General features: G+C 46.5%; 14 protein-coding genes. 6 read left to right on the forward strand and 8 right to left on the reverse strand.

Features of this window, described 5'->3' with window-relative positions; translation table 11 throughout:
* Positions 1 to 56: 56 nt before the first annotated feature.
* Positions 57 to 617: an AraC family transcriptional regulator gene (locus Q1V85_RS11085; protein WP_300599865.1), complete on the reverse strand. Its 561-nt coding sequence runs from the start codon at positions 615 to 617 to the stop codon at positions 57 to 59.
* Between the two features lie 237 nt (positions 618 to 854).
* Between Q1V85_RS11085 and Q1V85_RS11090 the strand changes: the two genes are divergently transcribed.
* The gene (locus Q1V85_RS11090; protein WP_300599867.1) at positions 855 to 6,641 is read left to right on the forward strand and encodes an alpha-2-macroglobulin family protein; all 5,787 of its coding nucleotides are present in this window, start codon (positions 855 to 857) and stop codon (positions 6,639 to 6,641) included.
* 690 nt (positions 6,642 to 7,331) lie between these two features.
* Here Q1V85_RS11090 and Q1V85_RS11095 read toward each other — a convergent pair.
* A complete protein-coding gene (locus Q1V85_RS11095) occupies positions 7,332 to 9,572 on the reverse strand; it encodes an alpha-galactosidase (protein WP_300599869.1) in 2,241 nt (746 codons plus the stop codon).
* A gap of 319 nt (positions 9,573 to 9,891) precedes the next feature.
* Between Q1V85_RS11095 and Q1V85_RS11100 the strand changes: the two genes are divergently transcribed.
* Both Q1V85_RS11100 and Q1V85_RS11105 read left to right on the forward strand, forming a co-directional pair.
* Positions 9,892 to 11,298, forward strand: a complete 1,407-nt coding sequence (locus Q1V85_RS11100) for an alkaline phosphatase (protein ID WP_300599871.1) — start codon at positions 9,892 to 9,894, stop codon at positions 11,296 to 11,298.
* A gap of 90 nt (positions 11,299 to 11,388) precedes the next feature.
* Entirely contained in the window at positions 11,389 to 12,453 is a 1,065-nt protein-coding gene (locus Q1V85_RS11105) for a winged helix DNA-binding domain-containing protein (protein WP_300599873.1), read from the forward strand.
* A 534-nt stretch (positions 12,454 to 12,987) separates the two neighbouring features.
* Here the strand turns inward: Q1V85_RS11105 and Q1V85_RS11110 are convergent.
* Complete coding sequence (locus Q1V85_RS11110; protein ID WP_300599875.1) at positions 12,988 to 14,220, reverse strand: isocitrate dehydrogenase (NADP(+)); 1,233 nt, start codon at positions 14,218 to 14,220, stop codon at positions 12,988 to 12,990.
* A gap of 122 nt (positions 14,221 to 14,342) precedes the next feature.
* On the opposite strand from Q1V85_RS11110, the gene Q1V85_RS11115 reads away from it, so the two are divergent.
* Both Q1V85_RS11115 and Q1V85_RS11120 read left to right on the forward strand, forming a co-directional pair.
* Positions 14,343 to 14,942: a Crp/Fnr family transcriptional regulator gene (locus tag Q1V85_RS11115; protein ID WP_300599877.1), complete on the forward strand. Its 600-nt coding sequence runs from the start codon at positions 14,343 to 14,345 to the stop codon at positions 14,940 to 14,942.
* A 394-nt stretch (positions 14,943 to 15,336) separates the two neighbouring features.
* Positions 15,337 to 15,726, forward strand: a complete 390-nt coding sequence (locus Q1V85_RS11120) for a septal ring lytic transglycosylase RlpA family protein (protein WP_300599878.1) — start codon at positions 15,337 to 15,339, stop codon at positions 15,724 to 15,726.
* An 82-nt stretch (positions 15,727 to 15,808) separates the two neighbouring features.
* Here Q1V85_RS11120 and Q1V85_RS11125 read toward each other — a convergent pair whose 3' ends face one another.
* Positions 15,809 to 17,245, reverse strand: coding sequence for a S41 family peptidase (locus tag Q1V85_RS11125; RefSeq protein WP_300599880.1), 1,437 nt, complete (start codon positions 17,243 to 17,245; stop codon positions 15,809 to 15,811).
* A 144-nt stretch (positions 17,246 to 17,389) separates the two neighbouring features.
* Here Q1V85_RS11125 and Q1V85_RS11130 point away from each other — a divergent pair, with 144 nt between their 5' ends.
* Positions 17,390 to 20,725 carry a DEAD/DEAH box helicase gene (locus Q1V85_RS11130; RefSeq protein ID WP_300599891.1) on the forward strand — a complete coding sequence of 1,112 codons (3,336 nt, stop codon included), beginning with the start codon at positions 17,390 to 17,392 and terminating at the stop codon, positions 20,723 to 20,725.
* A 334-nt stretch (positions 20,726 to 21,059) separates the two neighbouring features.
* Here the strand turns inward: Q1V85_RS11130 and fbaA are convergent, their stop codons facing one another.
* From fbaA to Q1V85_RS11150, 4 genes are all read right to left on the reverse strand, one after another.
* Positions 21,060 to 22,130, reverse strand: a complete 1,071-nt coding sequence (gene fbaA, locus Q1V85_RS11135) for a class II fructose-bisphosphate aldolase (RefSeq protein ID WP_300599893.1) — start codon at positions 22,128 to 22,130, stop codon at positions 21,060 to 21,062.
* 196 nt (positions 22,131 to 22,326) lie between these two features.
* Positions 22,327 to 23,454 (reverse strand): hypothetical protein, encoded by a 1,128-nt coding sequence (locus Q1V85_RS11140; RefSeq protein WP_300599895.1) that lies wholly within the window; start codon positions 23,452 to 23,454, stop codon positions 22,327 to 22,329.
* A 135-nt stretch (positions 23,455 to 23,589) separates the two neighbouring features.
* Entirely contained in the window at positions 23,590 to 23,988 is a 399-nt protein-coding gene (locus Q1V85_RS11145) for a DUF5053 domain-containing protein (RefSeq protein ID WP_300599898.1), read from the reverse strand.
* Between the two features lie 9 nt (positions 23,989 to 23,997).
* The gene (locus Q1V85_RS11150) at positions 23,998 to 24,168 is read right to left on the reverse strand and encodes a hypothetical protein (RefSeq protein WP_300599900.1); all 171 of its coding nucleotides are present in this window, start codon (positions 24,166 to 24,168) and stop codon (positions 23,998 to 24,000) included.
* Positions 24,169 to 24,354: the final 186 nt, after the last annotated feature.

The raw sequence follows: 24,354 nt of genomic DNA on the forward strand, positions 1-24,354 counted from the left end.
AGCTGTTATGCGAATAAATATATGGAGGCTAATGATCGCCGGTTAAGCGGGAGTGGCTACACCATATCCAGCGGCTTTCGTTTTTCGGCCCGGATATTTTTAAAGTGACTGGGGGTAAAGCCTGTCACTTTTTTAAACTGGTTGCTTAAATGCGCTACGCTGGAGTAATTGAGCTGAAAAGCAATTTCGCTGAGGGATAATTCATCATATACCAGCAGCTCCTTTACCCGTTCAATTTTTTGATTAATAAAGTATTTTTCAATGGTAGTACCTTCTACTTCGGAAAAAAGATTCGACATATAGTTGTAATCGTGATGTAACCGGTTGGTGAGGTAGTCGGAAAGGTTTACTTTTAATTCGCTATCCTGCTGATGCACCAGCTGGATAATATGTTTCTTAATGGTTTCGATCAGCCGGCTTTTTTTATCATCGATCAGTTCAAAACCCAGTTCGTTCAGGTTGGTCTCCAGTTGCTGTTTTTCACCGGGAGTTAGCTCGCGGTCCAGTTCTACCTCACCCAACTCAACAGAAACCGGGTGCAGCTCCTGCTTTTCCAGTATTGTTTTTACCGCCATTTTACAGCGGTTGCATACCATATTTTTTATATAAAGCTTCATTGTATTCTTATTTAAAGTGAAAAAATGTTGTGCATTTTTCCAGGACGGGTAAAATTAAGCAAATAACCGGGGATAAGCAATTGCTCAACCGGAGCCTGTTGTTTAGCGCAACTGCAATAATGATTTGCCTGCATTATAAAGAGAAAGCGTGATCTGCGCATTAGCGGCCAAAAAAAATATTTACGCCCTTGTGTAATTCGATTGCAGGCTGCATCCTTTGCTTAGCATATCTATATTATGAGAAAAATAATATTCCTACTTGCGCTGCTATTGCCTGTTTGTATTTTGAGGGCTCAAAACCGGCTGTCTGTCAGCAATACCGATGGTCCGCTTACCGAAGTGTACCAGCTTTCAGATAAAGAAACAGAACAGCTTATCCTGAAGCCCGGAGCATTGACGGATGCGTTCTTACATACATTGGCAGACCAGTATGATACCAAAAACGGAACACCCCGGTCTTTACCCTATGGAAATTATCTGAACGTGCATGCCCAGGGCAACCGGTTACACTACACCCTTGTGATGAACGGAAATACCCGGCTTTCTTTTATTAACAACAAAAAAGAGTTTCAGTTTACGGTCACGGACCCGGCAGGAAGGCCTGTTACGGATGCGCAGGTGTTTACTGCCCGCGGTAAGCGGCTCTATTATAACCCGGCAGCACATCTGTATATGGGGCGTTATCGGGGGAAAGAGGGCTATCTGAAAGTAATTTACAAAGGTGTAGCCAGCTATTTTATGTATGAACCGGGTGGCCCGGAACTGTCCGCACATCCGCCTTTCCGGCAACGGATGCGTACTGTATTTCCGGTAAAACAGGTGCGGGCTCTTTTTCACAAAAGGCCCCGCCGGAAGCCGGAACCAACGGCCCCCGGCAGTTTTTTTGTATTCAGTAAACCCAAATATAAACCCTATGACACCGTAAGGTTTAAAGCATATCTCTTTTTAAATAAAAATCAGTTGGGGAAGGCCCGGCCTTTGCAAGTACTGCTGAACGGACCTTACGGACAAAAACTGCTGACCGTACTTACCCCTTATAGAGATGGCGGTTATGCATACCAGTTTGCACTGACCGACTCCCTTAAATTATTGCTTGACCGGCAGTATGAGATCCTGCTGGTGGATTCGGCGGCCGGGTTGCCGGTTACCCTGGCATCTGAAAGCTTTTACTACGAAGACTATGAATTGAATGCTTTACATTTTGGTGTGCGTTCAGACAAAAAAAAGCAATATCCCGGAGAGCCGGTTACGGTTTTTATGAAGGCTACCGATGAAAATGAGCTGGCCATTCCGGATGCACGTGTAGAAATCGTAGCCCGGGCGCAGACGGCTACCGCATTTTATAATGATGCGGTTTTTATACCGGATACCCTTTGGAAAACCACCATCAACCTTGACCCGGTAGGTGAGACCCGGTTAACCCTGCCCGATAGTATTTTTCCCAACGCGCAGCTCTCCTATATCCTCTACTTCCGGATGCTGAACAGCAATAATGAACTACGCACGGCTCAATTGTACCTGAACTATGACGCACAAAAGAAAAAGGAACCGGGTACGGTTGAAGCCCGTTTTGTAAAGGATAGCCTTTATCTGGAGTACCGCAGCTTTTCTATACCTCAATCACAAGCGGCCTGGCTGTATACCCGTAGCGAAGAGCAGGTGATCGATTCGCAACGGGTACAGCTGCCGGTAGGTCTTCAGGTGAACTACCAGGCGGCCTGGTATGAGCTGGTACTGGATAATGGTATAAGGGCCTCGAAATCACCCTATCAGTTTGAAGATGGTATGGGAATAGGTGCCACACATACGGAAAAAGAGGCATACCTGACGGTGACCAACGAACATAAAATTCCTTTCTGGTATACGGTCTTTTCCGGAAATGATGTATTGCTAAGAGGGTATACGACTACGCTGGATACAGTGATCAAACATACAAAGAACCGTGCGGTTCATTTCCATATCAGTTATTTCTGGAACGGTAAAGAACAGCAAAAAGAAGTAAGCAGCTTTTACAATGCACAGGCCCTGAATATAAAGCTGCTGGCCCCTGAAGTAATTTATCCCGGGCAAAAGGTGCAGATGAAGGTGGCCATAACAGATGCCCGCAACAAACCCGTATCGGGCGCAGATCTTACAGCATATGCACATACTGCCAAATTCAAAACAGGCGCGCCCTTTGTGCCCTATTTCGGCCGCAGCTTTTATAAACGAATTACCTGGCAGTGTCAGCTGGAAAGCGAAACAGCAGGGGCCAGCGGAAATATGCTGATGAACTGGCAACGATGGGGCCGGCAGCTGGGTTTGGACACCATCGAGTACTATCGGTTTGCCAATCCCCGGGGCATATATCTGTTAACAGAACAGGCCCGGGACAGCATTACGCAATTTGCACCATTTGTGGTAAAAGACGGTGCCATTGATCCGGTGAGTATCATTTATGTGGATGAAGTGCCCGTATATTTTGAGCAGGCACAACAGTTACAGCAGTATGCCTTTCGCATTGAGCCGGGTGTGCACAGCATCCGTTTGCGAACGCCGGAGCATGAAGTGTGGGTCCGTAACTTTTATTTTAAAAAGGGAATGCGTACCGTATTCAGTATCCTGGCCGATACGGCAAATACACAGGCCCGGGTAACGCGTTTGAAAAAAGTACTGACACCGGTGGAACGGCAGCGGCTGCATCCGTATTTTCTGCGTGTGCAAAATAATTTCGGCGGTGAGCAAACATTCATTCGGTATGACTCAACACGCTTATTGCTCAATTTACCCGATGGTAACCCAAGCCGGATGAATGAGCTGCTGGTAGGACCTGTGCGCCCCCTGGTTTTATTTTTTGAGTCGGGACTGATCGATCAGCCGTTTACCAAAGAGCCTGGTTTTGTGTATACTTTTTCCCCGGGGTTGATCAAACAAAAATCCTATCCGGGGATGTATACGTTTGATACGGTACTGCGGGGCAACAATGCCCTGAGCTATAATTACCGGCAAGAGGTGCTGCGCGATGTGGATGTTGACCGTATGTGGAATGATTTCTTTGATCTGCGCAGCCGTACCACGCAACTGTTTTCTACCCGTTCCCCGGATGACACGGCTACCGGCCGGCTTTGCATTTACATCGATACTGCATTTACCAATAAGTTACCCTATATAAAGAATATCATTCTTACAGATCCCTCGCGGCCTCACTTTTTGTTGATATACAGCGGGGCTACCAGTACGTTTGCACCCCTGTCTCCGGGACACTATCAGCTGTTATTCCTGTTAAAAGACAACCGGTATTTTAAAGCAGAAAATGTATCGGTAGTATCAGGGGGGATTAACTACCATTCCTGGTCGCAGCTTAAGATACATGCAGCAGACAGTTTCACATTGCAATTGGACCGGTACATCAAAGAAGAAAAAAATGCGCAATACAGCTATTCCCGTTCCCCGGTGCCGGAGGCCATCGTCCGGCTGTTTAACAAATCTTACTTTAATTCTTCAGCACTGGAGCTGGAAATAAAAGGGGTAGTGGTATCAATCAATGGCAAACCCATCAGCGGAGCTACGGTGGAAATCCAGGGAATAAACCGGCAGATGGGCGTTGTTACCGATAAACAAGGACAGTTCCGCATAAAAATCCCCGCACGAGGCATACTTACCGTTTCTGCAGCAGGTTTCATTGCAAAACGGTTGGATACTCCGGGTTCCCGCTCCGACACGGTTAAACTGGAAGATGCAAAAGGGCAACTGGATGAAGTAATAGTGACCGGATATGGCACGCAAAAAAAATCCTATATGACAGGGTCGATGTCAACGATCGCTGACAACCGTCTTTCCACCTCCCTGAGCGGGCGTGTTGCCGGGCTTGCAGTAGGTGCAGGAGAACAAATCCGGATAAGAGGCACCAACAGCCTGTCCGGGAAAAAGCCGCTGATCTTTGTGGATGGCATCCCTTTTGACGATGATATTCATGCGCTCAACCCCGATGATATTGAACAAATGAACGTGCTGAAAGACGCCGATGCCACAGCCATTTACGGAGCAAGGGCGGCAGATGGAGTCGTGCTCATTAAGACCAAAAAAGGTAATACGGTAGTCAATGAATCGGGTGTATTACGGGAAGGTTCTCAAACACTGCGTTCGCGTTTTTCTGACGAGGGTTTTTGGCAACCGCGCCTGGCAACGGATGAAAACGGAGAAGCCTCTTTTACAATAACTTTTCCGGACGATATTACCAGCTGGAAAACCCGGCTGATCGCGCTTACCGGTCAGCGGCAAAGCGGCTACCTGGAACGAAGCATCCGTTCCTTCAAAACGCTGAGTGCTAATTTTGTTGCTCCACAATTTGCGGTGGAAGGCGATAGTATGAAGGTAATGGGTAAACTGATGAATTATACACCTTTGCCGGAGACGCTCACACGCAGCTTTAAGTTTATGGATACAACACTGCGTCATGGTGAACTTACCGTTACGCATGCACACCTGGATACCGTATTGATCGCTGCACGAGGCACAGATAGCCTGCATTTTGAATATACATTAAAACAGTCCAACGGTTATTTTGACGGCGAACGGAGAAGCATACCGTTGTATCCGGCCGGAGTAAAAGAAACCTTAGGCTGGTTCACTGTATTGCCGGGTGATACAGCTACCCAATACCGGTTTGACAAAGATAAGGGTACGGGTACCGTTCGGGCTGAGACCTCGCTGTTTCCCGTGTTGCTGGATGAAATGAAGCGCCTGCGGGATTATGAGTATCTGTGTAATGAACAACTGGCCTCCAAACTGAAATCCCTGCTATTGGAAAAAAAGTTGCGGACATATATGCAGGAGCCGTTTACCTATGAACAAAACATTCGGGCTGTATTAAAAAAGTTGAATGAAAATAAATCGATGGAGGGTCTTTGGGGCTGGTGGCAGGGCACAACCGTGGAACCCTGGATTAGTCTGCATGTAGTGGAAGCCCTGATGGAAGCGGAACGGCAGGGATATGCCACGCAATTAAATACCGATCTGTTATACCGTTACCTGCAGGCTAAGGTTGCAGACCTGGGTGCAGGGGCCAATCCGAAGCTGGTACGGTTGCTGGCACAGCTGAACGGGAACCATGTGATCCGCAACTGGGTGCAATTAAAGGAGGCGGATACCCTTTATACAAAACGGCAAAAGACACTGTATGAACAACTGGAAATGCTGGAATTAAAACAGGAGGGAGGATTAAAGATACATATAGACTCCCTTGTAAAACTGCATAAACAAACAATGTTTGGAGGCATTTACTGGGGCGAAGAAGGTTGGCGGTTTTGGGATAACAGCATTCAGAACACGCTGCTAATGTACCGGATACTACGGCGGGCCGGCGGCTATAGTGCGGCATTGGACCAGATCCGGCAGTATTTCCTGGAGCAGCGGAAGGATGGACAGTGGCGCAACACCTACGAATCGTCCCTCATCCTTGAAACCATTTTACCGGAATTGTTCGACCACAATAAGAAACCCAGACCTGCCGTGGTTGAGATCAATCATACGCGGTTCAATACCTTCCCGTTCGAACAACAATACGAGGCAGGAACCGTTTTACAGATAAAAAAAGAAGGGGATATGCCGGTTTATATGACCGCCTACCAGCAGTTCCAGAACCGGACGCCACAGGCCGTATCGAAAGATTTTACGGTAAGTTCAAGATTGCTACAGGATAATCGAGATGTACAAACATTAAAAGCAGGAAAAAACGCCCTGTTGCGGGTAGAGGTAACCGCGAGGGCTGATGCAGATTATGTAATGATTGAAGTACCGATACCCGCAGGTTGCAGCTATGGAACTAAAATGCAAAATTTTTGGGGCGTGGAAACCCACCGTGAATACCTCAAAAATAAGACGGCCATCTTCTGCACAAAAATGAAGCAGGGAACGTACACATTTGATATTATGCTGATGCCCCGCTACACCGGAAATTATGTATTGAACCCGGCCAAAGCGGAACTGATGTACTATCCTGTTTTTTACGGAAGGGAAACCATTAAAAAGATAGCCATTGAATGAACATGGGATATGAAATGAAAAATATGGAATATTAAATAAGGAATGAAAAATGGATTGTATGATCAATGTTTTGGAAAGGGGATAGTAAATTTGGGAATTTGAAAATTTGAAAAAGAAAGCCGGCATCTCGGGAGTGCATTATTCTTAACCTCCGCAGAAACCCGATATTTGCAATGAAGCGCTGTTCTTCTACATTTAAAATTTCTGATTTAGTATGCGATTCCGGGAGCGCGATTCCAGGTTTAGCGTTGGTTGCGTATTAGTTGATGATGCCGCTTCATCACGCTCCAGCTCCCGTAGGGAGCGCAATATGGTAGAACAAATCAACGTCATATTACAGAGCCCCGTAGGGGCGACCGATAAAAGGGCAATCCGGGCAACGCTGTTTTAAAATCAAAATGTTCAAACAGCAAAGGCCTCTTCATCCTTCTGCATTTAAAATGTCCCTGGCAGGGCAGATTCCACATTTTCACATTTTCAAATTACCTCATGGCTCAACGCTTAATCCGGTTGGCTTTTATGATCAAGTGAAACTGATGGCTGACAGCTGAACACTGTTTAACATTTTGGTTCGAGGTTAGATCCGTTTCATGTTCGCAGATCCACTGCCTATTAACTATTGACTATTGCCTCATCTCCACATTTTCAAATTTTCAAATTCCCAAATTCCCTACATTTCAAGTATTCTATTCAATATTTTACATTTCCCGAGGGAGATTCAATCACCCACCAGGAATAGGAGTCCGGTGGAAGGGTAACCGTTAACGTTACCTCATAATTGCGGTTGAGCACATAACTTTTGGCAGCCCCTTCTTTTTCCCGGATACGGGCTGTTTGCGTAAGCCCCGTATAATAAAGCGGAACCGTGATCTGGCGCGTTAAAGGTTGATCCGTCGGGTTAAACAACATCAGCAATCCCTTTTGCTTTAACCCCGCATTTACGTGCAGCCACCCATCCCAGTCGCGGCCATCGGCACGGCGTAAATGGATCAGGTCGGCATTCAGGACCTCCCTATATTTTTTATACCAGCTTATAACGTTTGCAACGGTTTGCCGGGTGGCTTCTGTATCATAGAGCCGGGGACCACGGTAGCATGCCTGAACACCCGCCCCATAGTACTGCATCATCAGTTGCTCGTAATCCTTTAAATGCTCAGAAAGCGGTTCCAGCACGGCTTCTGGTCCTCCGCCCTGGTAACGGGTCAGCGGAACAAAGCCCCATCCCATTGATGGTGTTTTTTCCCAGGTGCCGTCAAAAATATTCTGGCGGTTTAAGATCTTCTGTTGTTCACGGGGTAATGAAAAGTTCACTTCCCGGTACCCAAGGGCAATTTTATTGGTGCCATCCAGGAAATACCAGTCGGGTGCATTGATATAAATGCCCCGGTTATTGAGCCAGTGATACAATCCCTTCTGGATCTCCATCTGCCGCCACTGACTATCGCCCAGGCCCTTGTGCCCCGGATGTGTGGTGGAGGCACAGCGGTCGCCCGGGTAAGGCCCGTCATTCTCCCAGATATCAAACCCCGTAACCGTAAAAAACTGCAAGATCTTATCGCGGTAGTTCAATCCCCACTTGCTTCCAAAGCAAGGTGCATTTCCAAAAAAGGCACCACCGGTCTTACCCGTTAGCGGGTTGATCACATCATCCGCTTCGCTGATCCTCCGCGAGCTGAAGAGGGAATATACACCGATCCTTATACCTTTCTGATGCGCATAATCTGCCAGGGCTTTACAGCGCGTGAGATTGGGCTCCCGGTTGTCTTCCATATTGATATGGCTGCCAAAGCTCAGGATCAGGGCTTCATAACCGGTTGCCACGCACTGATCGATGGCATGTTTGACCTCCTCATCATTTTTGCTGACCAGGTGCATAAAGATAGGGTTGGCCGTTGTCCAGGGGGCTATGATGCGGTACATTTTCTGGATCGCCATGCCCCGGCGCTGGCGGTCGTAACTGTCCATAGCCAGTTCATAGGTACGCACCGAGGTAAACGAGTCGCGTGGTGCGAGATCGATCCCGGGTCCATACTCGGGATATACTTCCAGTAAACAGGGCGTTTCATAATTATAATTCACCTGCGATGTATAGGCACTATCGGTTTTCCAGTGTGTGGTCTGATCACTTATATCATAGCGCATGGCATTGTTAAATGCATAGTTGGATTCGATGTATAGTCCGGATGGCTTTTTCATCTGTTGCGGACTGCCTACTACAGCGCTTTCTTCTTCCACCATGCCCAGGATCTCATGTACCACCTGGTTCAAATGCACCGTCTGCTGCGAGCGGTTGAAGATGCGCAGCCATTTAACGATCAGCGGTAACCCATCATGCAGTTCATAATTAATTTCTATGTTGATGTCTTTTAATTCCGGCAGGGGAGAACGGAACAGGAAGCGTACGCGCTTGCCGGTTGCGGCCTGCTGATTGGTGGCCCAAAAGGGTGAACGCGGGTTCAGATAGGAAGGCAATCCGGTTACATCATAAGATACGAATTCAAAATCAGCAGCCCCTTTCTTCAACCGGTCTACCCAAGCAGGAAGCAGGTAGGCATTTTCTTTTTGTCCGTAAAGTCCGCCTACATTGTATGATTTACCATTGATCGTTACCCGTGCCTCTGCTTTTACAGAGCGCAGTAATTGCTGGTTGTTGATCTTGTTTTTATAATCAATACAAACCAGGTTGGGCTGAAGGCGAAACCGGCGCTGCACCAGGCCGTTATCAAGCACCAGCTCTTTTTCATCCGCCGTTTTATAAACGGCCGCCTTTGCCGCAACAGGTGTTACCAGCCAGTCTTTACCGGTAAAAGTATGTTTACTTTCTGTCCAAACAGGCAGGGATTGGCTCCGTACCGGTTGCGCTAGAGCCAGCATGAAGCAGAAGGCGGAATAAATCGCTCTTTTTACAATAGCAGCTTTGATCATACGCATCGTTAATAGTAGATATGAAGGCCGGAAGTTACGATTTTGATCCTATCCCGCCATATAATTGGGTACCCGCTGTACATAATTGAATATGGAAGCAAGCTGACCATTTTCATTCCTATGACTGCCGGCGATTGTTTTGATCAACCGGCTCCTTTCTCTAGTTACAGCGGATAATTATTAGAAAATTGCGGACACAATTTGATAACAGGAAACGAGGATAAGTTTTGCGGCCGTCTTCATGCATGCATATCGAAGAACCGGTATTTTGCGGCGCATTCGAAGAACGTAAAAGAAACGAACAACAATCAACAAAACAGAACCAATGAACCGTAAGCATTTTTTTAGGAACAGCGCCCTGGCATTGACCGGAACCGTAGTATCAGGCAATCTGTTTGGACAAAATAATCGTATCCGGGCTGCGCGTGCGGCAGGGGCCGCCAAAAACATCATTTTTATGGTGAGCGATGGTATGAGCACGGGCACACTGAATATGGCCGACCTGCTGATGCAGCGGAAATACGGACAGCGAAGCAGCTGGCTGCGTTTGTATGATGAACAACGGGCCGTTCGGGCCTTGATGGACACGGCCTCTGCCAGTTCGCTGGTAACCGATTCTGCCGCCGGCAGCTCATCCTGGGGTGGCGGTGTACGGGTACCCAATGGTAAGTTGAATGTAGGCGCCAATGGCGAACATTATAAACCCATCCTTCAAAAATTTAAAGCGGCGGGCAAGGCTGTTGGCTGCGTTACCACTGTTCCGATCGGACATGCCACACCCGCCGGATTTTGTATAAACAATGACAGCAGGGGTGATATGGACGAAATTTCCCGGCAATACCTTGATCTGCGGTTTGATGTAATGTTGGGAGGCGGTGCTGATAATTTTAAGGCAGCCACCCGGAAAGACAAAACCGACCTCTTACAATTATTCCGGCAAAAGGGATATACGGTGGTAACCGACCGGGATGCCCTGCTGGGGCAGCCCGTAACCAGTGCACCGATGCTGGGTGTGTTCTACGATGGTGCATTGCCGTATGCGCTCGACCGCGAGCATGATGTTACGCTGCAAAGGCAAACACCAACCCTGGCAGAGATGACCAAAAAAGCGATCGAAAAATTAAATAAAAATCCCGGGGGCTTTGTAATGCAGGTAGAAGGCGGCAAGGTCGATTGGGGTGCGCATGCAAATGATGCGGCCGCTATGTTGTACGATCAGATCGCTTTTGATGAAACCATTAAGGCCGTAATTGATTTTGCAGAAAAAGATGGGAATACCCTGGTGATCATGACCACCGATCATGGAAATGCCAATCCCGGTTTATTTTACAGCAATGATGCCAACCGGAACTTCGACCGCCTGCAACAATTTAAGCATACCAATGACTGGCTGCTGAACGGGATCAATAAAAACTTTACAGAAGCCCAGGTGCTGGAACGGATGGAAGCAGCACAGGGGTTTGCATTGAAACAAGAAGATGCAGCCCTGCTTCTGAAAAGCTACTCCCGGCTGAATGAAGAGGGCGTATACAATTCAGGGCATTTGCCCTTTAAGACCCTGGCTTCCCTGCAACAGTCCTATACCTCAATTGGCTGGGGATCGATGGAGCATTCCGGCGATTATGTGGAGCTGGCTATGTTTGGGCCGGGAAAGGAGCTGTTAAAGCCTTTTGTAAAAAATACCGATCTGCATCAGCTGATGTTACAGGCGACGGGCGTAGCAGCCGGTTGATCGATTCAGGGCATGACGGTAGTGTTAAAAAATGCGGACCGTTCTGCCGGATCTGTTCTATTTTTGAACAGGCGCCTCAATGCCTGTATCATGACCTTAAAAGAATTACTACAATACCGCATCTATAATCAGCAATTGCACCGGCCGGCTGCACATAGTCCGGAAACCCTGGTAGCCCATATGGGCGCTATACAGGCACAGGATTATGCCATGGCCAAATGGGCCATCGGATCACGGATGCGGGATCCGGGGGAGCAGCCCATTGAAGCGGCCATTAATAATGGTGCCATCATCCGGTTGCATGTGTTACGTCCTACCTGGCATTTTGTAACTACGGAAAATGTACGTTGGATGATGCAGTTGTCTGCTGCGTCCATACAAAAAGCCGCCCGGTATATCGATCAGCAAACGGGACTTACCGCCGCCATTTATACAAAGGCCTGCAAGGTGTTGGAAAAAGAACTGGCAGCTGAAGACCTGACGAAAGAGGAGATCATGGACCGCCTGGCACAGCAGCGCATAAAAGTAAATAACCTGTTGACCACCCAGCTGCTGATCCGTGCAGAAACCGAAATGCTGATCTGCAGCGGCAAACGGAAAGGCCGCCGCTTTACCTATACACTTTTTGATAAGCGGGTGGCGCCGGCCGCAGCCATCAGCAGGGAAGAGGCCCTGGCCAGGCTTGCCTCCCTTTATTTTAAAACAAGAGGCCCCGCCACGATCAAAGACTTTTCCTGGTGGAGCGGCCTTTCCATCACCGATGCCACAAGGGGGTGGAGGGCAATTGAAAAGCAGCTGACCCCGGTAACCGTTGAAGCTGCCACCTATTGGATGTTTGATGAAAAAGTACCGGATAGGGCAGCAATACCGCATTCTTTTTTGTTACCGCCTTATGATGAGCTTACGGTAAGTTATGGGGAAAGCCGCGGGTTGCTTTTCGACGGAGATGGTGCATCGGTGGGCAATGGGATCTTCCGGCCGGTAATGATGGAAAAACAGAAGCTCACCGGTATCTGGAAACGGACTGAAAAGAAACAAGGCATCGAATTGGCCTTTAGCTTCCTGTCGCATCATTCCGGAAAGCCATCCCGACCCTTACTAAATGCTGTACAACTCTTTGAGCAACACACCGGCAAACCGGTAACCCTGATTTAACAGGAGCGGCTGGCCCGCAGATCGCGCAGATCATCCGCAGAAAAATCTGTATTCTTCTGTAAAAAAAAACAAGCATCGGAAACGACACTGATCATCCGGTAAACCCCTCAGCGATCATCAGCGGAACAATCTGCGTGTATCAGCGGGAAAATTTAGCCGCAGATCCGCAGAATGATACTCTGTGCAAATCTGTGCCTTCTGCGAGAAAAATGAAAACAAGCATCGGAGATAACAACGATCATCCCTGTAAACCCCTCAGCGATCATCAGCGAAACAATCTGCGTATATCAGCGGGAAAATTTAGCCGCAGCTCTGCAGATGATCTGCATAAAAATCAGTGTTCAGCCGTGTCTTCGGTGAGAAGAATAAGAACAAGCACCGGAGAAAACAGCGATCATCAGCGGAACAATCTGCGCATATCAGCGGGAAATGTAGCCGCAAATCTCCAACAGACAAACGCATCAGCGGAAAACCCACCCACAAAAAAAGCACGCCTGTAACAGCGTGCTTTCTATCGATCGTTTATGAACCGGTTTAGTTCAGTTTCTTTTTCAGGTTTTCGTCGATAGCTTCCAGGAACTCTTCGGTATACAGGTAGTGCTCACCATGTTTTACCTTGGAACCATGGATACAAACAGCCAGATCCTTGGTCATTTTGCCCTGTTCTACGGTTTCAATACAAACCGCTTCCAGTGCGTTTGCAAAATCGATCAGTTCCTGGTTGCTGTCCAGCTTACCACGGAATGCCAGTCCTCTTGTCCAGGCAAAAATGCTGGCAATGGGGTTGGTGCTGGTAGGTTTACCCTGCTGATGATCGCGGTAGTGACGGGTTACCGTACCATGCGCTGCTTCTGCTTCCAGTGTTTTTCCATCGGGAGTTACCAGTACAGAAGTCATCAATCCCAGTGAACCAAAGCCCTGTGCTACCGTATCGCTTTGTACATCGCCATCATAGTTTTTACAGGCCCATACAAAGTTGCCATTCCATTTCAAGGCGCTGGCCACCATGTCATCGATCAGGCGGTGTTCGTAGGTAATACCTGCGTTATTAAACTCCGCTTTGAATTCATTTTCGTAGATCTCCTGGAAAATATCTTTAAAGCGGCCATCGTATTTTTTAAGGATGGTATTCTTGGTAGAAAGGTATAATGGCCATTTTTTGCTCAGGGCCATATTGAAACAGCTTCTTGCAAAACCTTTAATGCTTTCGTCGGTATTGTACATGGTCATAGCCACGCCATCACCCTTGAAATTATACACGTCAAAAACCTGCGGTTCACCACCGTCTTCCGGCGTAAAGGTCATGGTCAGTTTGCCCTTCCCTTTGATCACGGTATCGGTAGCGCGGTATTGATCTCCAAAAGCATGACGTCCTACAATGATCGGAGCCGTCCAGTTGGTCACCAGGCGGGGGATATTGCTGATCACGATGGGCTCGCGGAATACCGTACCATCCAGGATATTACGGATGGTTCCGTTCGGGCTCTTCCACATTTGTTTCAGGTTAAACTCAGTCACGCGTGCTTCATCCGGTGTGATGGTGGCACATTTAATACCCACTCCATGTTCTTTAATCGCATTTGCAGCGTCGATCGTAACCTGGTCATCGGTAGCATCCCGGTGCTCTACACCCAGATCATAGTATTTAATATCTACATCTATATAGGGAAGGATCAGTTTATCCTTAATAAATTTCCAAATGATCCTTGTCATCTCATCTCCGTCCAGTTCTACAACCGGGTTGGCTACTTTAATTTTCTGGGCCATGATCTTATTTTGATTTAATATTAAAAAGTGATAGTCGCAAATCTAGCGATTTCATAGAATATTTCTTACCAGAATTCACAATACATTTGGGAGGTGGTCTTTTTTTTCGCTTACATTTGCGTATGAACGCAACCCTAACCGATATTGATGAATTTATAACATTCCTGCGCCAGTTTGTAACCATCTCGCCGGAAGAAGTAAAAAACTTATTGCTTCCGGCAATACAGGTACGGGAGTTTAATAAGCGGGATGTGGTTACCCGTGCGGGAGAAGTAGAGGAGTATATGAATTTTATCAAAAAGGGAACACTGCGCAAATATTATGTGCAGGATAAGGATGAAATCATTGTGCAAATATCGATTGAAGGGCACCTGATCTCCAGCCAGGAATCATTTTATACCCGTACCCCCTCCGAATATTTTATTGATGCGGTAGAACCTACCAGGGTGCTAAGCATGCAGTATGATGTGCTTGAAAAAGTATTTGCATCCAGTCATAACCTGGAGCGCCTGGGCCGTTTGGTAACCGAACATACCATGGTGCTGAAGGATAAATGGCAGTTCAGCCTTATCCGTCAAACTCCCAGGGAACGCTTTTTGAGTTTTGTAGACAAGTATCCCGAAATACTACAGCGGGTTCCTCAGAAATACCTGGCTTCTTATTTAAATATCAAGCCGGAAACCTTTAGCCGGTTTAAACATCTTACCCGTCAGAAGCACTAAATTCCGGAAAAAACCGTTAACGTTGGCGGGAGTATTATTTCCTGATTATTTATCTATTTAGTAAATATAACTATCTTAATTATTTGATTTTTAGGATGCTATCCGAATTAAGTCAAATAAAATCACGAAGACCAGGTACTTTAAACTGTTAAAAAACTGCCCAAATGTGAACTATTTGTGAACAGATGTTAGTGTTTTTGCTTGGAAAATCGGTTAGGATGCATTACCTTTGCATCTTTCTTGCGTTTCTGGTTTGGCAACCAGTTCGTGTAATTCAGTAAAACAGGCCGGGTGGTCTGTTCTAAAAAAGTTCACAGTTTCTGCAAAGACGCTGCGTTCAAACTTCCACTGAAACAAATTCCTTGGAAGCTATTGTTTAACTTAAACCTGTTACATGAAGAGAGTTATAATCTTTGTAACCGCAATGGCCATTTCCCTGGCCGGCTTCTCCCAAAGCGGAGATGGAACCTCTGCAAAAGCAACATTTTATAGTAAAAGTTTTAACGGACGTAAAACGGCGACCGGAGAAACCTACTGGGATCATTTATTAACAGCCGCTTCCAATATTTATAAGCTGGGTACCCGTTTGCTCGTGGTAAATAAGAATACCGGCAAAAAAGTGGAAGTAGTGGTAAATGACCGAATGGCTCCTCATATGAAAGGCAGGGTAGATCTTAGCAGATCTGCCTTCCAGAAAATAGCATCCGTTAACTCGGGCGTAGTTCCTGTAAAAGTTTATGTACTAGACGGTAAGGAACCGGATAACGATGATAAAACACTATAAGGGTTGAAATTTTTATAATGGTAAACCGCTCCTTCCCGGGGCGGTTTTTTCATGTGACTGGTAGTAAGTTTAAACTAAATTACTATTGGGGATGGTATCCGATCTGCTTGAATACCCAGTCCATTTCGACATCTTTTTTATCTATGTAATCGGATAGCCGGTACCGGATCTCTACATCCGGCATTACGCCCCGGCCTTTAGGTGACAGACTGCCTGGTATCACAACTGGTAACAAGCCCTGTCTGAATTTCAGTTTTGTATGCTTCAGTATGCCCGTATAATAATATACTGCGGTGCCACCATGGCTGCCGCCCCCCGTTTCGCTGCCCACAAGCGTTACATTCTTTAATTGCCTTAGTCTTGCTGGCAGTATACTGGCTGCAGAAAAGCTGGCGCCATTGATCAGTACGTAGATCTTACCCGTAAACCGGAAGCTGTCTGCCGGTGTCACCGGTTTATCCAGATCGGCGATCGCACGCCGGTAAGCATCCTGCTTCATTACGCTGTCCGTAACGGATCCCGGTTTTGGAGCCCCAATCCGGATCAGGTAACAGGGGGTATCGATGAGGAAGGCATATAATTTTTTTAAATGCTCCAGATCGCCCCCGGGATTGTTCCGCAGATCAATGATGAGTATGCCCACCTTTTGCTGCGCAGCCGCTTTAAATGTCGATCTGTAAAATTGATCCTGGTCGCGTTTTGCAAAGCGCCCTACGGTAAGTACCATTGGTGCACTTGGTCCATCAATGCGAAACGCGTCATCAAAATTGCTAGAAGGGTCTTCATTTTCAAAAGCCAGATCAGCTTCCGGTCTCCTTGTGATCCGGTGAGTGGTTGTTTTGCCATCCTGCCGGACCAGGTATCGTACCGTGTCGCCATAATCGAAGGCCATCCGGGCGGCGTTACAAAACTGTCCGTTGTTCAGCACCTGGTATTTGTAGGTGGTGTTGTATCCATCAGAGGTCATGTAGGTGCCCAATAGTTTCCGGATGATTTCGGAAGCGGGCCGGCCATCAATGGATAGGATCTCGGCACCGGGCCTGATAGCGAAGTCCCGCGAATAATTTTTATGCAGGAATAGCCGGTTGTTGATGATCTTTAGCCGCAACTGCATAATGGGACGTACATAGTCTTCATTATAGGGAGCCACATCGGCCGCTTCCAGGCCATCGATAAAGGAGATGTCCTGTGTTAGCTCTATATGTCCATCGCCGATCTGGCTTAGTACAGCCATCAGTCGTGTGCGGAATTGCAGGCTGGTAAGCGGGGTTGTAAGCCCGGACTTTAAGCTATCGAACTTTTTTTTTAATTTTCCGGGGGAGATATAAGCATAAAGGTCCGGGTGATTTTGTTTCAGTACCCGGTATACGGTGTCTACATCAGCTTTCAGCTCGGCCGGTGCATGTTGCGCTGCTAATAATTGATAAAGGACTTGCTGTTGTTCTGTCCGGGTTGGCTGCTGCGCATAAAGAAATGGGTCCCATAATAGCAATACCAGTATAGCAGTGTATTTTGTCATTTTATTTTGGTTAAATGCAGTATAAATATACAAATCTCCCCCCGGATCTTTAGCCGCCTGGCCGCCACGTTCCTGTTAAAACAAGGCTAAACCTTCCCGGATTTTTTCTACTTTTACCCATCCGGAAATTTACATCGGTACAATATGGCCATACCAGGAGTTTATATGCTGCCCCATACGACCTTCAGCACGCTTTCCGTGTATGAGGTATTGAAACATACGGCAGCCACGGGTTTTATGGAGTCCGAAAATCTCCGGGATATTTACCCGCTCACACTGGAATTGAACACAGGCCTGTTTAGCAAAAGTTCGATAAAGGACTATCCAGGGATTGTCGTTAATCAAACGGATACTTCAATAGTCACTTCCTGCTCCTGCAATAACGATACGGCCCGCTTATGTGTACACCAGGCAACCGTTATTTATGGCATCCTTGAACAAAAAAATTACCGGGTCTTCTTTGACCGGGAGCTGCGGCACCAGGTACTCCTGCCTGCGGCGAAACGATATGGTGTGGAAACCGAGCCGGACTTAGACCGCTATTTTCAATTGACATTCCAGGATGGAAAGCTTCATATTGAGCCCCGTATAAAAGAGCTGCTGCCTATAGATGTGCCGGTATTAAAAAAGGCCCTGCTGCCGCAACGTGTATCCGTTATAAAAGACCGGGCAGCAGGAGAGGCCTGTAAAAAACCAGTATTGGTAATTAGCAAACATCGCTACTCCAACCAGCTGAACCTGCTGTTGATGGAAGCTGGCCGTACACAGGCAGGAAAGATCAAAAATCCGGTAACAGACCTGAATCCCTTACAATGTATCTGGAAAACGGAGAACCCTTCCGAAATCAAATTCTATACTGCCATCACCACTTTTCAGAATAAATACGCGGAGCTTGGAAGCGCCATGGAACTGGAGGCGCTAAAGCAGGTCGTTCAAAACCCGATGGAGCTGGAAGTATACTATCACGACCGGGAACTTTCGGAAACCATCAATGCAAAGTCCCTGCAGCCGGTTCAGCTAAAAATACTCGATGCCGAAATACAGCTCATGGTATTCCGGAAGGAACCTTTTTATGAGATCACCGGTGAACTGATGTTTAATGATGAAGTATTGCCGTTTAAGCAGGCAGTAATCAGTCATGAATATTTTTTATGTTACCAGGGTAAGTGGAACCTGATCGCGGACTCCGATCTGCATCGCGTCATTCAGTTTTTCAAGGCCCATCATGAGTTGCTGCTGATTCATGCCTCAAAATACGAGGCATTTGTTCAAACCGTACTGGCTCCGCTGGAGCACCGGGTGCAAATCAACTACAGCTACATCTATCCGGCCACACCGGTGCAGCTTGCGGAGAAATCCTTTGATGTAAAGCGGATCATCTACCTTGGGCAGGAAGGCAATTTTGTTTCCATTACGCCGGTAATGCAATATGGTTCAGCAGAGGTGCCGGTGTATTCCCGGAAACAGCTGTTTGATACCGACCAAAATGGAAACACTTTTAAAATAGAACGGGATCCGGAAGCAGAAACCCGGTTGACTGCCATCGTGATGGAACAGCATACTGATTTTGCAACACAGATCGAAGAGCATGAATATTTCTACCTGCACCGGAATCTGTTTTTGGATGATGAATGGTTTCTGAAAGCCTTTGAAATATGGCGCAATGAAGGCATTACCATACTTGGGTTTAATGAACTAGCACATAATAAATTCAATGCCCATCCTGCGAAAATAAATATATCGGTAAACAGTGGTACCGACTGGTTCAATGTACGCCTGACCGCGTCCTTTGGAAAACAGGAAGCATCGCTAAAGCAGTTACACAGTGCGATCCGCAATAAAAGGAAGTTTGTACAACTGGATGACGGTACCCGGGGGATCCTTCCGGAGGAATGGATCGCGCGGATGACCCGCTATTTTAACGTGGCGGATATCGACGGGGCCTTATTAAAAATTCCAAAGATCAATTTCAGTGAAATTTCCGGCTTATTTGAAGCGGAGGTGCTCGATGAAACCCTGGTGGCAGAAATTGAAGTATATGCCCGCGCCTTTTCCGGTATCCGGGAGTTGCCTGATATGCCGGTTCCAGCGGGTTTAAACGCCGAGCTGAGAGCTTATCAGCGGGAAGGCCTCAACTGGTTATCTTTGCTGGACCAGTTCAATTTTGGCGGATGCCTCGCCGATGATATGGGATTGGGAAAAACCCTGCAGATCATCGCGTTCATGTTATCGCAACGGGAAAAAAACGGACATCAAACCGACCTGGTGGTAGTGCCCACTTCATTATTGTTTAACTGGCAGGAGGAACTACAAAAATTTGCCCCAACGCTAAAGGTATGGCTGCATTACGGCGCAGAAAGGAAGAAAGATAACAATGCCTTTCAGGACTCTGATGTAGTACTGACCAGTTATGGGACCCTGCTTTCAGATATCCGGTTCCTGAAAACCTTCCGGTTCCAGTATATCTTCCTGGATGAATCGCAGGCCATTAAAAATCCGGACTCCGAACGGTATAAAGCTGCCCGGTTGTTACAGTCCAGGAATAAAATAGTGCTCACCGGCACACCGGTGGAAAACAATACCTTCGATCTTTACGGACAATTGTCTTTCGCCTGCCCCGGATTGCTGGGCAGCAAACAGCATTTCAGGGATATTTATGCCATACCGATTGACAAGTTTGAATACAACAAACGAGCTTCCGAACTTCAGCAAAAAGTGCAGCCGTTTATTTTGCGGAGAACAAAGAAGCAGGTGGCCAGGGAACTACCGCAAAAAACGGAAATGGTGATCTATTGCGAAATGAATGCGGAGCAACGTAGCATCTATGACCGTTACGAGCGGGAGTTGCGTGAATTGATATCAGCAACGGATGAAGAAGCCATTCAGAAAAACAGCATGCACGTACTCACCGGCTTAACCAAACTACGCCAGATATGCAACGCGCCCATCTTGTTAAAAGAAGGACATTCCCGGGAACATGCCGTAAAAATTGAGGTTTTAACCGCACAGATCGAAAACAAATCCAAAGAGCATAAGATACTGGTGTTTTCCCAATTTGTGGGCATGCTGGAGCTGATTAAAGCCGAACTGGAACAACGGAATATTCCATTTGAGTACCTCACCGGGCAAACAAAGGACCGGGGTGATAGGGTGCATCATTTTCAGACCAATGAAAATGTACGCGTGTTTTTGATCAGTTTAAAAGCAGGGGGAGTTGGGTTGAATCTTACCGAAGCCGATTACGTGTACATGGTAGATCCCTGGTGGAACCCTGCGGCAGAAAACCAGGCCATTGACCGGAGTCATCGCATCGGGCAAACCCGGCCGGTCATAGCGGTTCGCCTGATCTGCAGCAACACGATTGAAGAAAAAATCGTCCGCCTTCAACAGAAAAAGAAGCAACTGGCACAGGGCTTAATAAAAACAGATGCCGCTTTTTTAAAAAACCTGTCAAAAAAGGAATTGCTGGAAATTTTGTAGCAGCTTTCTTTATATAAAAATAAAGCCACAGGAACACAGAGGCACTGAAGGGTTTGCATTAATGCTTCGTGGGGCTTTGAGCCCAACACTGAAACCGCGTCACTGCCCGTTGTGCTTGCGCTTCCTGGAGTTTAAATGAAAAACGCAATGGGCGCAAGGAATACGCAAGGATCGCTATTCAAACCATTGCATTGGGATAGCGTTTAGCGATCTTTGCAGAACACCTTACCTTCATGCATCTTCGAGCCTTGGTATTTGTGGCTGAGAACCCGGCTTCTCAAAAAAAAATCCCCGCTTCAAAAGAAGCAGGGACCTATAAAAACTAAGATATGTCCTATGCATTTCTGCCGATACAATTCAGATCGGTAAAGGCTTCTTCCAAACGTTTTACAAATGTTTCTTCGCCCTTGCGCAACCATACGCGCGGGTCGTAGTACTTTTTGTTTGGCTTATCTTCACCTTCCGGGTTACCCAGTTGTCCCTGCAGGTAGGCTTCGTTCTTTTTGTAATAATCGAACACGCCTTCTGCAAATGCCCACTGCATATCGGTATCCAGGTTCATTTTAATAGCACCATAACCGATGGCTTCCGTGATCTTGGCTTTTTCAGAACCGCTACCGCCATGGAATACAAAGTAAACCGGTTTGTCGGAAGCCGTTGCAAATTTTTGCTGGATGAATTTCTGGCTATTGTCCAGGATGGTTGGGGTTAATACCACATTACCCGGTTTGTACACACCATGTACGTTACCAAACGCCGCAGCAACGGTAAACAGGTTGCCCACCTTGCTCAGCGCTTCGTATGCCTGTGCTACGTCTTCGGGTTGTGTATATAATTTGGAGTTGTCAACGTCGGTATTATCCACGCCGTCTTCCTCACCACCGGTGACACCCAGTTCAATTTCAATGCTCATGCCCAGGGGCGCCATGCGCTTGAAATATTCTACAGAGATCTCGATATTTTCGTTGATGGGCTCTTCACTCAGATCCAGCATGTGTGAGCTGTAAAGCGGCTGGCCTTTTTCTTTATGAAATTGTTCTCCGGCATCGATCAGCGCACTGATCCAGGGTAACCATTTTTTAGCAGCGTGATCCGTGTGCAATACTACGGGAACACCATAGTATTTTGCCACATTGTGTACGTGCATAGCACCGCTGATGGCTCCGGAAATATTTGCCTGTAGCTTGTCGTTCGGCATGCCTTTACCGGCAAAGAACTGAGCCCCGCCGTTGCTGAACTGAATCATTACAGGGGAGTTTACTTTTGCTGCGGTTTCTAAAACAGCATTTACACTGTCGGTGCCCACTACGTTTACCGCAGGTAATGCAAACTTATTGTCTTTTGCGTCGTTGTAGAGGTCTTCCAGCTCTTTGCCAAATAAAACCCCGGCTCTGTATTTACTCATTCATTAAAATTTTAAAAAACAACTGTATTTTCTGTTTTACGAGGCGCTAAGTTAACCATTCCTGAGAAATTATCTGCTATTTGGAAGAATATATTGAAGTTGTTTAAACTTCTTTGCCGAAATGTGAATTTTTAATAACCGGGGGTGGTTTTGGGGCCGGGGAATGTGTATTTTTTACACAAACCTAAATCCCGGTTTATTTTCCCGTGCTCCGGGAAACGGGCTGGAATACGGGCTTTTTGAGCGATCTTGTTTTCTCCTGGATCAGTTTCAGGTTTTCACGCAGCATATATTTCAGGTGTAGTTTCAGGATCTGCCCCATAGAATTGCAGCGGTTGAAGGCCGCGGTGTGAAAATGCTGGTTCAGTTGTTCCGCCAGTTGTTTTTGTTTGGCAATGGGAGAAATGGTGTCCCGCGACATAATATTCAACAGCTCCATCAGGCGGAAACGGCCGGCAGCCACCCGGAAAGCCATGGCCGAACACTCTTCGGCCTTATACTGCTCAATCGATTCTTTATTCAGATGACTGAGCACGGTTTGAACAAACCGGTTGTTCTCCTTGAAAAACTGGGGCATGTACAAACTTTTACGCCCTTCATAACTTTGCTGATCAAAATCGATCGCCCGGATGCGGTATTGATACCCTTCAATATCCGGTGTGCTTACGATCACAAAGTTATAACTCCGCATATCACCCAACAGCCGTACAAAGCAACGTTCATTGAATTTTACAAACTCCTTTGCAAAACGGGTCTTATTTGTTTCTGGTAGGTCCAGGTACTGGTTCAGGAATACATCCCCCGGAAGACCGGGAATATGTTCTTCCACCAACGTGCCTCCATCCGTGTAAAAAGTGATCCGGTTGGGTGAAAGGATATGCTCCATCTCCAGCCCGTAGATGCGGGAAGCATCCGTGATCTTCATATAATAGTGGTCAAAATTGGCGTTGAACTTATTGATGATGCGGATGCGGAAGGGCAGGGAGTTTCCAAAATTACAATAATCGATACGGGCCACATCCAGCTGGTCGGCAAAACTCATATCGCCTTCTGTTTTTAAAATGGCATAGATCTTTACCAGCCCTTCTTTTAAAAAATCCCAGTCGCGCTTATCATAAATGGCCTTTTCCCAATGGGTATAATTGCCGTCCTTATCTTTTATGGGAATAGACCAGGTAAAATTGAGCAGGTCCCGGTGCGATACAGGTAACTTCACTTCCCGTCCCTGGTGTTTTAAATAGGCCGACAGCTCCGGATTTACGGGGTACAACAGTTTCTTACGGGACGGTTTGTCGTTCAGCTCATCAATCAGTGAAGTATCCATAGGGCAATTTAAAATAACCCATGAGAAATATCAAATTTTAAAGGATTATAGCTCACGAACAGGTATCGCAAGGCACAAAAATGATCAGATCATGGTTCAGGTTATCGGGCATTGCTGAGTACCCGGTTTGCCGTATTAACCGATAGTAACAGAACCAATATTTTTGCTGATTTCTTTTAACGCCTTATTGAGCGTTGCAATTTCTGCTGATGTAAGCCGTTGCGTTTTTCCGCCCACAACATTGTTATTTACCCGCTGATAAAGCCACTGCCTTGTTTTCCCAAAATATGTCTTAGCGATATAAGACAGATTAATAATTTCAGAAACATTTGCCAATTTCTGTTTTACATCTATTTCATGCTGAATGTCATCCAGCCGTTTGCCTACGTCCTTCAGTCCGCTTTTTATACAGGCAGAGATCTCTTTTATAGCTTTGGGATCATTTTTGTATTTATCGTACAGCTTATCTAAACCGGCTGTGAATTCCTTCTTATTCCTGGTAATAAATAAGGCTTCTAATTCCTTTTTAAGCATAAAAATGATTTAATTAATATTTTTTATCTTTTCCATCAACTCAAAGATCCTTTCAAGGTAGAAATTTTTTTGTTCCTCTATGAAATCCGGATCGAGGTTGAATTTTTCAGCCGCCACGATAAATTTTTCCAACGCCCTTTTCTCATCTTCAAGCAGCTGTTTTAGTTCATTTGTCGTCATTTTTCATTGGTTTTTCTGCAATGCAAATATAATAACCTTTTGGTTATTGCGTCCCGGGGGGACTTAGAATATCAAATTTTAAAGTAAATGCGGCATTGGTTTCCTTAATCTTCCCGGTATAACATCCTGATTTACCGCTGCATTTACATTTCAGATCTCTTTTTGCTTTTGAGCCATTGGGCTTAT

This window comes from Niabella sp. (assembly GCF_030150205.1).
Lineage (GTDB): Bacteria > Bacteroidota > Bacteroidia > Chitinophagales > Chitinophagaceae > Niabella.